9 protein-coding genes are annotated in these 13547 nt (G+C 68.5%); 3 read left to right on the plus strand and 6 right to left on the minus strand.

What is annotated here, in order from left to right:
• Nucleotides 1–29 precede the first annotated feature (29 nt).
• A complete protein-coding gene (locus OV287_RS34435) occupies nt 30–911 on the plus strand; it encodes a hypothetical protein (protein ID WP_267538282.1) in 882 nt (293 codons plus the stop codon).
• A gap of 99 nt (nt 912–1010) precedes the next feature.
• Nucleotides 1011–3263, plus strand: coding sequence for a PhnD/SsuA/transferrin family substrate-binding protein (locus OV287_RS34440; protein WP_267538283.1), 2253 nt, complete (start codon nt 1011–1013; stop codon nt 3261–3263).
• A gap of 28 nt (nt 3264–3291) precedes the next feature.
• Here OV287_RS34440 and OV287_RS34445 read toward each other — a convergent pair whose 3' ends face one another.
• Nucleotides 3292–5964, minus strand: coding sequence for a phosphoenolpyruvate carboxylase (locus tag OV287_RS34445; RefSeq protein WP_267538284.1), 2673 nt, complete (start codon nt 5962–5964; stop codon nt 3292–3294).
• 97 nt (nt 5965–6061) lie between these two features.
• Nucleotides 6062–8620, minus strand: a complete 2559-nt coding sequence (locus tag OV287_RS34450) for a DEAD/DEAH box helicase (protein ID WP_267538285.1) — start codon at nt 8618–8620, stop codon at nt 6062–6064.
• A 343-nt stretch (nt 8621–8963) separates the two neighbouring features.
• Between OV287_RS34450 and OV287_RS34455 the strand changes: the two genes are divergently transcribed.
• Nucleotides 8964–9593, plus strand: coding sequence for a DUF2378 family protein (locus tag OV287_RS34455; RefSeq protein ID WP_267538286.1), 630 nt, complete (start codon nt 8964–8966; stop codon nt 9591–9593).
• A 52-nt stretch (nt 9594–9645) separates the two neighbouring features.
• On the opposite strand, the gene OV287_RS34460 is transcribed toward OV287_RS34455, so the two are convergent.
• The 4 genes from OV287_RS34460 to OV287_RS34475 form a co-directional block, all read right to left on the minus strand.
• Nucleotides 9646–10494: an MnmC family methyltransferase gene (locus OV287_RS34460; protein WP_267538287.1), complete on the minus strand. Its 849-nt coding sequence runs from the start codon at nt 10492–10494 to the stop codon at nt 9646–9648.
• A gap of 4 nt (nt 10495–10498) precedes the next feature.
• Nucleotides 10499–11713 (minus strand): tRNA guanosine(34) transglycosylase Tgt, encoded by a 1215-nt coding sequence (tgt, locus tag OV287_RS34465; RefSeq protein ID WP_267538288.1) that lies wholly within the window; start codon nt 11711–11713, stop codon nt 10499–10501.
• 76 nt (nt 11714–11789) lie between these two features.
• Entirely contained in the window at nt 11790–12371 is a 582-nt protein-coding gene (locus OV287_RS34470; RefSeq protein WP_267538289.1) for a hypothetical protein, read from the minus strand.
• An 8-nt stretch (nt 12372–12379) separates the two neighbouring features.
• Nucleotides 12380–13255, minus strand: coding sequence for a hypothetical protein (locus OV287_RS34475; protein ID WP_267538290.1), 876 nt, complete (start codon nt 13253–13255; stop codon nt 12380–12382).
• Nucleotides 13256–13547: the final 292 nt, after the last annotated feature.

The following is a 13547-nucleotide window of genomic DNA, read 5'->3' on the forward strand; positions in this document are numbered from 1 at the left end:
TCCAGCAGGGGCCAGGAATGCGGGCGAACGTGCTTCTTTTGGGCGGAGTCCTCGTCGTCGGGATGATGGCCAGTGGCTGCCGCAACGGCAATACGGGGAGTACGGGGAACGACGCGGGCCAGGTGGCCGATGGTGGGGGTGGGGGCGGAACGGACGCGGGCGGAGGGTCCACGGGCCAGCTGGATGGAGGCGGCGAGACGGACTCGGGCTGCGACGTGGCACGGCAGCAGGGCTGCGACGCGGGCGCGCTCTGCTTGCGAGGGGTGCTGGAAGACGGTGGGCAGGGAAACCGCTGCTTTCCGGGTGAGTGCGACCCGGTGGCCCAGAATTGCCCGGCGGGGCACAAGTGCACCTACGTGCGCCAGGGGAGCGTGACGAGCCGTCGCTGCGTGCCGGAAGGGACGGACGCGGAGGGCAGCACCTGCCAGAGCATCGCGACACCGGAAGGCAACTTCTACGACACGTGCAAGGCGGGGCTGTACTGCACGGATCACCCGGCACCGGATGGGGGCCTCACCTTCGCGTGCGAGAAGTTCTGCCACGGCGGCGAGCAGTGCGCGGCGCCGCGGGATTGCACCGAGGTGCTGCGCTTCATGGGCTCGGACGAGCTACCGAGGGTGTGCGGGGAGGCGGGGCCAACGTGCGAGCTGCTGGCCCAGGACTGCGCGAGCCCCCTGGGCTGCTACCCGTCACCGGGAGGCGAGCCAGTGTGCGTGACTGCGGGGGCGGTGGAGGACGGCTCGCCGTGCACGTACTCGAATGACTGCCGGCCGGGGAGCGCGTGCGTGAAGGACGGAGCAGGACGTGCGTGCCGCCGGTTGTGCCGCTCACCCTCGGGAGAGCCGGGCTGCACCTCGGGGCGCTGCGAGCCCCTCCAAGGCTTCACAGGCGTGGGAGCCTGCGTACCGTGAAGACCCAACCCAGCCCGCGGCTGGCCCTGGGATTTGCCAGGCCACGGCCTCGGATGGCCTGAGTGATTCCGGCCCAGGAGGGTGTTTCGGAAACGCCCCGTGCGGCATGCTCTCCCCGTGACGCCGTCCACCCCCATCCGGTTCCTCACCTACCCGTCACTCGGGGACATGAAAGAGCACGTCCGGGCCGAGCTGCTGGGCCATGCCATCTCCCTGCGGATGGGACGCCCGGTGGTAGTGGAGACAGTGCCTACCTACGAGGCCCTCACACGGGAGCTCGAGGCGGGCCGGGTGGACCTCGCCTGGGCCACCGCCGAGCAGTGTGCCCAGTTCGCATCACGTGCCTGGACGGTGCTGCGCGCGGTGCGTTTCGGGCGCGGGTACTACCACGCGGCGCTCGTCTGCCGCGCGAGCGAGCCCCTCACCCTGGAGCGCCTGCGGGGCAAGCGCGCCGCGTGGGTGACCCCTCATTCCGTGGGGGGTTACCTCCTCATCGCGCGCCGACTCGAGAGACTGGGGATGCCGCCCTCCACCGTCTTTTCCGAGGAGCACTTCCTCGGCACGTACCGCAAGGCGGTCCAGGCGGTCATCTCCGGCGAGGCGGATGTGACCTCCATCCCCACGAGCCAACCGGACGAGAGCGCGACACACGCGTACATGGGTATCGTCCAAGTCCAACTGTCGAGCGATGAGCGCCAGCTCGCGCCCATCCTCTTCACCGAGGCCACGCCCGCCGATGGAATCCTCCTCACCCACCGCCTGTCACGAGAGGAGGCCGCCTCGCTGGCCTCCATCATCCAGGAGCTGAGCAAGGACGGAACGGGGCTGGAGCGGTTGAGCGCGCCCTTCAATGCCGAGGGTTTCGTCTCCTCATCGGCCGAGCAACTGCTTGCCACGCCCTGGCCCGAGAAGGGCGCGGACTTCCTGGCGGTGACACTGGACGAGGAGGAGCGCTGCCGGCGGTTGTGGAGCGCGATGGACAGGACGCTCGGCCGAGACGTGCGCGGGGGTGAAGGGCGGCCGCTGACCGACGTGGTGGAGCCTCCGATCGCCGAGCGGTTGCTGGCCCTGACGCGGCTGACTCGTCAAACCCGCGCGGGGGGGCGGGTGGAGTTCTGCCTGGCCGAGGAAGGAAGGGAGCACCGGTACGCCGCCGAGGTAACGCTGGGGGCTGCTGACTCCGGGCAACGGTGGCCCGAGGTGGCCCTGAAGGTCCAGGACATCACCGAGTCGCACACGCTGGAGAAGCACCTCTACCGGCTGGCCTCCTTCCCGCTGCTGCACCCCTCGCCCATGTTGGAGTTGGGCATGGATGGCTCGCTGCTCTACGCCAACCCGGCCGCCCACGAGCACTTCCCCGACCTGGCGGTCCGCGGACGGAGCCACCCGGTGGTGGAGGCCACGCTCTCACGGCTCCGCGCTCCCGAGGCGGCGCTGCCCTCGACGGTGCACCTGGAGGGACGTTACTGGGAGCTGACCGTGCTGGCCCTGACGGACGCGGAGATCCTCCGGGTGTTCGCCCAGGACGTCACGGCGCGCAAGCAGATGGAGGACCGGCTGCTCCTCCAGGATCGGCTCGCTGCACTGGGCACCATGACGGCCGGAATTGCCCACGAGCTCAGGAACCCTTTGAACTTCGTGACCAGCTTCTCGGAGTTCTCCGGGGAGCTCGTCCAAGAGGTGGCCGACGAGCTGAACCTGCTGGAGAGCAAGCTTGGCTCCGAGCACCTCACCCGCCTCCAGAAAAGCCTGGCCGACCTGGCGCTCAACATGCGCAAGGTCCAGGAGCATGGCAGCCGCATGGAGAGCATCATCCGCTCCATGCTGGATCACTCCCGCGGAGGAAAGGGCGAGCGCCAGGAGCATCCCCTCAACGCATTGCTGTCGGACTCCATCAACCTTGCCTACCACGGCATGCGGTCCCGCTTCCCCACGCTCGACACGAAGCTGGAGCAGGAGCTCGACGAGAGCGCTGGCATGGTGGACGTCGTTCCGCAGGAGCTCAGCCGAGTCGTCGTCAACCTGCTCGACAATGCCTGCTACTCCGTGAGCGCGAAGCGCCGCCTGCGGGGCGCGGACGGCTTCCAGCCGAAGATTCGAGTGAAGACCCGCGGCCTGGGCGAGAGCGTGGAGCTCCGCATCTACGACAATGGCCTGGGCATTCCCCTGGACGTCCGGGACAAGCTCTTCACCCCGTTCTTCACCACGAAGCCGGCGGGCGAGGGAACGGGGCTGGGGCTGTCGCTGAGCCACGACATCATCGTCAAGGGCCACGGTGGGAGCCTGCGGTTCGAGTCGGAAGAAGGCTCCTTCACCGAGTTCATCATCACGCTGCCGAGGCGGCGGGCCTGAGCTCGCGCACCGCCTCGGCTCGTGCCGCTCACCCCGTGTTGCGCATGCCCGCGGCGATACCGGCCAGCGTGAGCAGAAGAGGACGATCGACGTTGGCCGCCCCTGCCCTCTTGCGCCGCATCAACTCCACCTGGAGGAAGGACATGGGGTCCACGTAGGGGTTGCGCAGGGAGATGCTCTCGCGCAGTTGGCGATTGCTCTCCAGGATGCGCGACTCGCCCGTCACGCGCTTCACCCAGCGGCGGGTGCGCGAGTACTCGGCACGGATGCGCTCCCACAGCGGGCGAGTGGAGTCAGGCGCCAGCGCCGCATAGCGCGACGCGATGGCCATGTCCGACTTGGCGAGCACCATGGCCACGTTGTCGATGACGGTGTGGAAGAAGGGCCACTGGCGGTACATGCGCTTGAGCTGCGCGAGGCCCTCGGGCCGCGAGCCGTACTCCTCCAGTGCCGAGCCCACGCCGTACCACCCCGGCAGGATGGCGCGGTTCTGCGTCCAGGCGAAGACCCAGGGGATGGCGCGCAGGGACTCCAGCCCTCCCGCGGAACGCTTGCTGGGCCGCGAGCCGATGGGCAGCGCGGCGATCTCCTCGATGGGCGTGGCAGCCTGGAAGAACGGGACGAAGTTCGGATCCTCCCAGACGAGCGCCCGGTAGGCGCGGCGGCCCAACTCCGCCAGCTCGTCGAAGGCGGCGCGGAACGGGGCCTCCTCCTCGGGCGCCACGCGCGGCTGCGCATCCAGGGAGTGCAGCAGCACTCCGCCGAGCACCAGCTCCAGGGTGCGCCGGGCCAGCTCGGGCCGGGCGTACTTCTGATCCAGGGCCTCGCCCTGCTCGGTGGACTTGTACGTGCCCCCGACACTCCCCGGCGGCAGCGCGAGGATGGCTTCGTGCGCGGGACCGCCACCCCGGGCCACCGTCTCGCCGCGGCCGTGGAAGAGCCGGAGCTGCACGCCCGCCTCACGCGCCACCTGGGTGAGCGCGGACTGGGCCCGGTAGAGCGCCGCGCTGGCGGCCAGCAGCCCCACCTCCTTCCCCGAGTCGCTGTACCCCACCATCACCTCCTGCACGCCCCGGGCCTTCAGGTGCTGGCGGTACTCGGGGTGGGCGAACAGCTCGCGCAGGATGCGAGGACCATCATCGAGCGCTCCGAGCTGCTCGAAGAGCGGGACCACGTCCACGGTGGCGCAGCCCCGGGCCTCGTCCCAGAGACCGGACTGGCGCGCGCACGTGAAGGCCGCGAGGACGTCCTCGGCGCTGGAGGCCATGGAGAGGATGAGCGTGCGGCAGCACCCCTCGCCCGACTCGGCCTGGGCCTCGCGCACCCGCTGCAGCACGGCCAGCAGCCGGGAGCCCCCCCCGGCCGGCGCGGGTCCACCTCCGAACGACAGCGCGGCGCTCCGGGCGTCCTCGGCGGGCGCGCGCACCTCCAGCTCGGCCAGGTGGAAGCCCATGGCCCGCACCCGGGCGATGAGGCGGCGCACCTGCCGCAGCCCTCCGTGCCGGGACTTCGCATCCACGAGCGAGCGCTCGATCAGCTCCAGATCCCTCAGCATCTCGACGGGCGAGCGATAGGCCGCGGGAGCAAGGGGCTCGGTACGGCCGGCGCGGCGGCCCTCGACGTACACCAGCGCGGCCTGGATGCGGGCCTCCATGAAGCGCAGCTTGCGGCGCCAGGACTCGCCCTCGGTGCGCGAGCCATAGCGGGCCATCACCTCCGGCAGGTCCGCGGCGTCCTGGTCGAGCGAGGCCCTCAGCTCCTTCGAGATATAGGCATGCCGCTCGGACTGGGTGAGCACCCAACCAAGCCGGTACACCTCGGCCAGCAGGGCCCGGAGGCCTCGGGCCCGGTGGGCGCGCAGCGTGTCCGCGAGCACCTCCGGCGTCACCAGCGGATTGCCATCCATGTCCCCGCCCACCCAGGAGTGCAGGCGCACCGGGGTGGCGAGCACGCCCAGCGGCTCACCGTAGGCACGCTCGAAGGACCAGTCGAGCGTCTCCGGCATGAGCTCGAGCTGCTCTCCGAGCACCTCCTCCACGTACCAGAGGGCGTTCTTCACCTCATCGCCCACGGTGGGCCGCTCGCGGCGCAGCTCGTCCGTCTGCCAGAGGGCGGTGATCTCCTCGCGCATGGACGTGAGGATGTCGGCCTTCTCGCGGGGGGTCAGGTGGCCGCGGTCGCGCTCCTCGAGCAGCCGGGCCAGCCGGTAGATCTTCTGCAGCAGCGTGCGGCGGGAGGCCTGGGTGGGGTGCGCGGTAAGGGTGAGCGTCACCCGCATGGAGAGGAGCAGCTCCCGCACCCGCGAGGCGGGGATGCCGGCCTGCCTGAGCGACTGCATCACCGCATCGAGCGAGCCGCGCTGGGGAGGCCCCTGCATGCCACCGCTGGCATGCTCGCGGGTGCGGCGGATGCGGTGGTGCTGCTCGGCGAGGTTGGCGAGACGGAAGTACGTGGAGAAGGCGCGCAGCACGGGCTCGGCCCGTTCCAGGGGCATCTCACGCAGCAGCGCGGCCAGCTCCGAGGCAGCCGCCCGGCGCTCGGGCTTCGGTCCGCGCCGCCGCTGGATGGAGAGGCGCCGGACGCGCTCCTCCAGATCGAAGAGGGCCTGTCCCTCCTGCTCGATGAGGACTTCTCCGAGGAACCGGCCCAGGAGCCGGACGTCCCGGCGCAGCTGCGGATCGACATGACGGATGGGAGGCATACGGAAGATGAACGTAATGCCGCTCCCACATGCCGATCCACTCCGGCAGTGGGAGTCCTCCACCGCCGTCCATATTGAGACAGGGCGCTACGGAGACTCAGGTCCCGATGCGGCGCAGGGTGAGCAGCGGACCGTCATCCACCTTGCGTCCGGTGAGGTCGATCACACAGTCGAGCATCCAGTCGCCATGGCCCTCGGGGTCGAGGATCCGCTGCTGGGCCTCCCACTGGCGCGGGCCCGCCTCCTTGAGGAAGGTGTTGGCCGGCCGGCGCGCCTGCGGCGTGAGCACCACGCTCTTGTTCTCCTCGAAGTAGGGCGTCATCGCCTCCCCGAGCTTCGCCGCCGTCCACTGCTCCCCGCCCTCGTCCTGCCGCAGCAGCGCCAGCGCGTCCGGGTAGCGCCTGTAGGCGAGCGCCCGCAGCAGCCGGTGCAGCTCGTTGCGCACGTGCGCCGCGAAGGCCCGGGGATCGTCCGTGAGGTCCTGCGGCTTGCGGTCCGGAGCCTCGGCCCGGCGGATGACCACCTCGCCCGGGTTCTTCATCCGCTCCCACTCCTCCAGGAGGCTCTGGTCCACGTAGCGGATCATCGCGCGCAGCCACTCGATGATCTCGTTGACCTCCTGGTTGCGGTAGCGCTCGGGCACCGTCTGGGTGAGCGCCTTGTAGACGTCACCCAGGTAGCGCAGCAGCACGCCCTCGCTGCGCTGCAGGCCGTACTCGCGCACGTAGTCGTGGAAGGACAGGTAGCGCTCGTACATGTCGCGGACGATGGACTTGGGCCGGATGTTCTCCGCGCCCACCCACGGGTGCTTCTCCGCGAAGGCATTGAAGGTGGTGTAGATGAAGTCCCGGTTGGGCTTGGGCCACTCGAGCTTCTCCAGCTCCTCCATCCGCTGGTCGTACTCCATGCCCTGGGCCTTCAGCTCGTTGATCTTGTTGCCCTTGAGCTCGTGCAGCTGGGCGTAGAGCACCACCTCCGGGTTCTCGCAGATGGACTCCACCAGCGTCACCACGTCCAGCGCGTACGTCTCCGCCTCGTGGTCCAGCTTGTTGAGCGTGTCCAGCAGGTAGAGCGACAGCGTCTGGTTGAGCGAGAAGTCCCGCTGCAGCCCCGGCGCCACCATCACCGTCGCCCCCGAGCCGTCCTGCCCCTTCTGCACGATCGCCAGGCCCGCGTTGCGCAGGGTCCGGAAGCACGCCGCGGCCTCCTTCAGGTTGCGGCGCTTGATGTACTCCGAGCCGTGCGAGCGGAAGATGAGCCGCACCAGCCGCTGGTATCCCTCGGCGCCGCCCACCATCTCGCTCTGCAGCAGGTTGAGCAGGAAGCCGTGCGTCACCTCGAAGCGCGACTCCAGCGCCTCGGGGATTCCCGTCTGTAGACGCTCGAAGGTGTTCTTGTCGTAGTTGACGAAGCCCTTCTGCGGCGGAGGCTTACGGGGCAGGCGCTTGCCACCCTTGGCCTCCTTCTGGGCGATCTTCACGTTCTCGATGACGTGCTCGGGGGCCTGCGCCACCACGCTGCCCTGCGTGTCGAAGCCCTTGCGGCCCGCGCGTCCGGCGATCTGCTGGAAGTCGCGCACGCTCAGCGTGGCCAGCTTGTCGCCGTTGAACTTGAAGAGCTGCGTGAAGAGCACCGTGCGGATGGGGATGTTCACCCCCACGCCCAGCGTGTCCGTGCCGCTGATGACCTTGAGCAGGCCCGTCTGCGCCAGCCGCTCCACCAGCAGCCGGTACTTGGGCAGCAGGCCCGCGTGGTGCATGCCGATGCCGTGGCGCAGGAAGCGCTGGAAGTCCTTGCCGTAGGGCGTATCGAAGGACGCCTCCAGCAGCGCCTGCCGGATGGCCTCCTTGTCCTCCTTGGCAGAGAAGTCCACGCTCATCAGGTTCTGCGCCTGCTCGGCCGCGGCCCGCTGCGAGAAGTTCACCAGGTAGATGGGCGCCTTGCCCTGCCGGATGAGCTCCTGGATGGTCTCGTGCAGCGGCATCTCGCGGTACTCGAAGTCCAGCGGCACCGGGCGCTGTGCGCTGCGCACGCTGGCCACTTCGCGGCCGGTGAACTCCTGCAGCCGCTCCTCGATGAGGTGCGTGTCGCCCAGCGTCGCCGACATCATCAGGAACGTTGTGCGCGGCAGGGTGATGAGCGGAAGCTGCCAGGCGATGCCGCGCTCGCGGTCCGCGTAGTAGTGGAACTCGTCCATCACCACGTAGTCGGCGCTCAGCGTCGCGTCGCGCAGGGCCAGGTTGGCCAGAATCTCCGCCGTGCAGCAGAGGATGGGCGCCTCGCGGTTGATGGCCGCGTCGCCGGTGAGCAGGCCCACCTTCTCCGGACCAAAGGCCTCGCACAGCGCGAAGAACTTCTCGTTGACGAGCGCCTTGATGGGGCAGGTGTAGTAGGACACCTTACCCTCGGCCATGGCCTTGAAGTGCAGCGCCATGGCGACGAGCGACTTGCCCGAGCCGGTGGGCGTCTTGAGGAACAGGTGCTTGCCCCCCAGCAGCTCGAGGATGGCCTCCTCCTGCGCCGGGTAGAGGGTCAGCCCGGTGGACTCAACCCAGCCGACGAAACGGCTGAGGATCTCATCGGAATCCAGGGGACCCTGCGAGCGGTCGGGCAGCAGCGCCGCCAGGGGCGCACGGGGGGTTTCGATCGTCACCATTGGTCAGAACTCTAGGCGTCACGTTGGACGGCCATCGGAGAAAAGTGCACGGCCACGCACGGAGCCATCAGTGGAAAACGAAAGGAGGCCGCCCCTCATTTCGGCTCGGTCCTTAGGCGACGCTTCTTCATCCCGGACCCCCACAGCCAGGACCGGGATTCATCGCGTCCCCTCTCACTGGGCCTTACATGTACGTACCCGCCGTGCTGTAAACCAGGGGCGTACGGGATGTTCCAGTCTCGCGCCGAACCCCTGGTTTTTGTTCACTTCACGTGCACAAGTGCACGCTCCCTGAACAGGCATGTAGCGAGGAGGGCCGACAACCGGATATACCAGCGTTCCTATGACCGGCCACAAGCTCGTCTATGCAGGAACCGTCGAGGCGCTTTTCCTCAAGGCACTCGAGAACCGACTCACGCCCGCGTGCCGTCTGCGCCTGGCTGAGGCGGGGCTCGACCTGGAGCAGAAGCTAACTCCCACCTACACGCTTGAGCAGTGGAAGCACTTCCTCCGCATCGCGGCGGACCATATCTACGCGGGCATGCCTGCCGAGGCCGCGTACTACTCCCTCGGTGAGCGGTTCATCGATGGCTACTTCTCCACCCTCTTTGGGCGGGCGCTGCTGGGCATGGCTCGGCTGCTCGGTCCTCGGAGGGCGCTGACGCAGGCCCGGCTCTGCTTCCGCACCAGCACCAATTGCAGTGAGGTGCGAATCGTGGAGCGTGGAGCGACGGAGCTGGAGTTCTGGCTGACGGACATCGGGGCGGACCAGCCGACCTTCGTAGCCGGAGCGCTGGCTCGGGCGGCGGAGCTGGCGGGCGGCCAGCGGGTCGCCGTCGTCCCCGAGGGCTTCGACGGCCAGTCGGCCACCTACCACGTGCGCTGGTCCGAGCAGGCTGAGGCCGCCGTCTCGCCCGAGCTCGCCGCGCGCGGCTCCGCGGCGGGCCAGGCCTCTACCCGGCCTCCGGCGTAGAGAGAGGCTCCTCCAGGGGCGGGCCCATCTGGGTGGCTCGCCCCGAGGACGCTCAGCCCACGCGCCACTGCGGATGGGCGAGCACCCGTGCTTCGAGCTCCGGCGTGAGGGGCTCCCCATGGGGCGCGCGGGATGAGGAGCGGCGCCATCGCTCCAGCCAGCGCTCTCCGAGCGGTAGAGCCAGGGACTCGCGGCGCGTGGCCGCCACCGTCGTCTCTCCCTTGGTTCCCGTGGACATGCCGGCCCCCACGTAGAAGCCCGCCAGCAGCAGCGTGACGCGCGTGGGGGTGGCCGCGCTGTACGTCAGCAGCAGCGCCCCCTCCCCATCCTCCCGGCAGCAGACCCTCACCTGGGTCAGCACCCGGGTCGTCCACATCTCCGGGTTGGACGCCGGGGAGAACGGATCGAAGAACACCAGGTCCGCCCTCGGCAGCCCGGAGTCGATCAATCCCTGCGCGTCCCCCAGGTGCAGCCGCCAGCGCAGGCCCTCGCCCTCCCAGACGCCGTCGCGCATGAGGGCCTCGGCCGCCTCGCGGAAGGGTTGCAGGAAGGGAAAGCCCGCCGCGTCCGCCAGCGCCAGCCGCAGCGGCGCGAGGTCCACCTCGAAGCTCACCAGCTCCAGGGCCCGCCGGCGCTCGGAGCCCAGCTCGCGCGCGCAGGTGAGCGCCGCCACCGCGTTGGTGGCCGCCCCCAGGCCCACGTCGTGGATGACGAGCGGCTCTCCTGGGGTGCGCAGACGCTCGGACAGGCGCGGCTGCTCCACGTAGAGGCGCAGGGCCTCCTGCCACGGGCCCACCGAGGGGTGCATCACCTCTCCGTGCCCGAGGTGCCGCACCGCTCGCGAGCCGTTGCGCAACGTCACCAGCTCGAAGTCACCATCGCGAGGGTTCTCGGAGTCCACGCGCTCAGCCCACTTCCTTGAGGGTGACGGCGCCAGGGCCCACCTCGAGCTTCGCGTCCTTGAGATCCTTCGGCGTGGCCACGGCCTGCTTCAGCTCGCGGTAGGCCTGGGCGTAGGAGCCCCGGACGATGGCGTCGCGCATCTTCCAGGTGAGCTGCTGGTAGTGGTGCACGTTGTGCACGGACAACAAGCGCGAGCCGATGTGGTGCTTGCCGCTCATGAGGTGTTGCAGGTAGCCGCGGCTGAAGCGCTTGCACACGTAGCAGTCGCACGTCGGGTCCAACGGCTCGTCCGACAGCCGGAACACCTGGCGCGTAATCCGCACGAGACCCTGGAAGGTATAGGCGTAGCCCTGCTGCGCCATCTTCGTGGGGATGATGCAGTCGAACATGTCCACGCCGCGCAGCACGGCCTCGAGCAGGTCCGTGGGAGTGCCCACGCCCATGAGGTAACGGGGCTTGTCCTGGGGCAGCGAGGCTGCGGCGCGGGCCGTCATGGCCTTGCGCTCCTCGTTGGTCTCGCCCACCGCGAGGCCGCCGATGGCGAAGCCGTCGAAGGGGTGCTGGGTGAGGAAGGCGGCGCTCTCGTCACGCAGGTTCGGGTGCACGCCGCCCTGGACGATGGCGAAGAGGGCCTGTCCGGTGTCCACCTGGTTCTTGGCCGCGAGGCTGCGCACGGCCCAGCGGTGGGTGCGCTCCATGGCCTCGCGCGTGCCGGCCTCGTCCGTGCGCGAGTCGATGCACACGTCCAGCACCATCATGATCTCCGAGTTGATCGCCTGCTGCATGGCGATGCTGGACTCGGGGCTGAGGAGCTGGCGGCTGTTGTCGTGGAAGCTGCGGAAGTGCGCGCCCTTCTCGGTGATGAGCCGGTCCTCGGGCAGAGAGAAGATCTGGAACCCGCCCGAGTCGGTGAGCACCGCCCCATCCCACTGCATGAAGGGGTGGATGCCGCCGAAGCGCTTGAACACGTCGATGCCCGGCTTGAGCATCAGGTGGTACGTGTTGGACAGGATGATCTTCGCACCGGTGGCCTTCACCTCCTCCATGCCGAGGTGGCGGAAGGAGGCGTGGGTGCCCACCGGCATGAAGACGGGCGTGGGGATGGAGCCACGCCGGGTGTGAAGCACCCCGGCACGGGCCCCGGTAGGGTCAGTGGTGACGAGCTCGAAGCGGACGGCCATTTCCGAGCCCTTATACCCGTGGTGGGCGCGGGACATGCCCGCTATCTGCTCGGCTGCCCTCCGGCCTGGCCTTCCGGGGAATGAAGCGCCGCCCGGACGGCGCGAAAGCTCCTCAATGCAGCATGGCCCAGACGTGCTCAACCAAATGGCCGAATTTGCTGGGGGATGTCTTGCCCTGGGGGTTCTGCGCGAGGGCGCCCGACCGGGCCGGGCGCGTCACGAGCCCAGGCGCGACCTCGCCCATCGGCAATTTCATCTTCCGCCGGCGCCGGAGGTTCTCCAGCCAGAGTCTCTCGTTCTCGAGGTCCATGCGCTCGATCTCGAACTGGAGTTTCTCCAACTGGGTCCCCCCCAGAGCCGCGTCCGCGTCCACATCCGTCATGCCATGGCGCCGCAGCAGGGCGCTGTACCTGCGCTCCGCCTCGTCCTGAGCAAGGCCCCGCTCCCAATCCTCACGCAACTCCACCAGCGCGGACTTGAAACGCTCCATCTTCGATGACGAGGACTTGAACAACTTGCCCTGAACCCAGCCCCCCAGGCCAGCGAAGAGCACCGCGAACGTCATTCCCGCCTCTTCCCCGAAGGGCTCGAACAGGGCTCCGTTCCAGCCATGCAGGAAGGAGTAGAGAATGGCTCCGGCGAGAAAACCGACGAGATGCCCGAACCCGATATTGCGAACGTCTTCCAGAGTCATCGTCGGCCTCAGTGCATGGTTGTCGGTTCGGACCGCTCGGTTCCAACCTCTGCTGGCTCTTCCCTCGACCCCAGGAACTCCCGGATGGCCTGTTGTTCCGTACGGCTGCTCGCCGGCTTGGAGAGGAGCTCCTGAAGCCCCAGCTTCAAGCCTTCCCGATACGCCCGCTGGATCTGCTCATGTCGCTCGCGCGTCCTCCAGGAAAACGACTGGAACTCGCGAACCTTGTACAGCCCCTCGCGCTGCAACTGCTTCAGGTGCCACCGCAGATCCTCCTGCGTGCGCTTCGCGCAGCCCGAGGACAGGAAGTTCCACTTCGAATCCTGCTTCGGACCTGCGGCCTGTTTTGACGCTTTTCCGTGAACATACTGGCATTGCTTGATGACCCGCCGCTCTCCGTCATTGACCTCCGGCCTCACCAGGAGCTCCTCGAGGCCCTTGTTCCAGCCGTCCTGGAACGCCAGTTCGATGATGGCGTTCGGCGTCCCGCCCTGGGATTTCGCTGTCTCCTCGAGCTCCTCGATTCGTGTGTTGCTCAGGCACCCCAGCCGCCGCAGATGCCACTCCATCTGCCTGCGCGTCTGTCCCCGGCATCCTGAGAGAAGTTGACGCCTTCTCACGATGCCCACCCCCTCCAGGCCAAGATAGGCCACTACGACCAGGGTGGTGATGAGAGCAACCCACCCGGCAATCGCTTTCACACGCACCTGAAGAACCCAGAATACGACGGTGAGCACAAGCACGAGGAGTGAGCGCAGCGCTGCTTGCCGTTCCTCCCTCCGCTCCAGCATCGCAAAGCTTCGCTGGAGCTTCTCGTCGAATGCAGACTCCTTGAGGTGATGACCTGGTACGTGTCCTTCGACCTTCGCGCCATCTTCACTCATCGCCTGTGCCCCCCGAGCAGAGAGCCTCGCAACCATGGCGCGCCGCGTCCATTCGTTTGAATGCGCGCGCAACTCACCAGGGGTGAGTGTCTGCGGAGGCTTCCTCGAGTCAAGACAATGACTCACCCGTGGATTTTCAACGCCACTCTCAGATGCTCGGGGTATCCCCGTGTGGCCAGCCATGCGCTCGATTCACTATCGGGGGTAGTCCGGGTGGCCGCTGCGAGCTCCACCGACGCACCGACGCGATGAACTGCCCGGGCACCGGCGCCCCCCCCCCGACCTGGGTATC

It is taken from the genome of Archangium lansingense, from assembly GCF_026626635.1.
GTDB classification, from domain to species: Bacteria; Myxococcota; Myxococcia; order Myxococcales; family Myxococcaceae; genus Archangium; species Archangium lansingense.

Excerpts from the sequence above, each read along its gene's own strand:
- OV287_RS34445 (WP_267538284.1), bottom strand. The coding sequence starts at position 5,964 with ATGCCTCCCATCCGTCATGTCGATCCGCAGCTGCGCCGGGACGTCCGG.
- OV287_RS34450 (WP_267538285.1), bottom strand. The coding sequence starts at position 8,620 with ATGGTGACGATCGAAACCCCCCGTGCGCCCCTGGCGGCGCTGCTGCCC.
- OV287_RS34455 (WP_267538286.1), top strand. The coding sequence starts at position 8,964 with ATGACCGGCCACAAGCTCGTCTATGCAGGAACCGTCGAGGCGCTTTTC.
- tgt (WP_267538288.1), bottom strand. The coding sequence starts at position 11,713 with ATGTCCCGCGCCCACCACGGGTATAAGGGCTCGGAAATGGCCGTCCGC.
- OV287_RS34470 (WP_267538289.1), bottom strand. The coding sequence starts at position 12,371 with ATGACTCTGGAAGACGTTCGCAATATCGGGTTCGGGCATCTCGTCGGT.
- OV287_RS34475 (WP_267538290.1), bottom strand. The coding sequence starts at position 13,255 with ATGAGTGAAGATGGCGCGAAGGTCGAAGGACACGTACCAGGTCATCAC.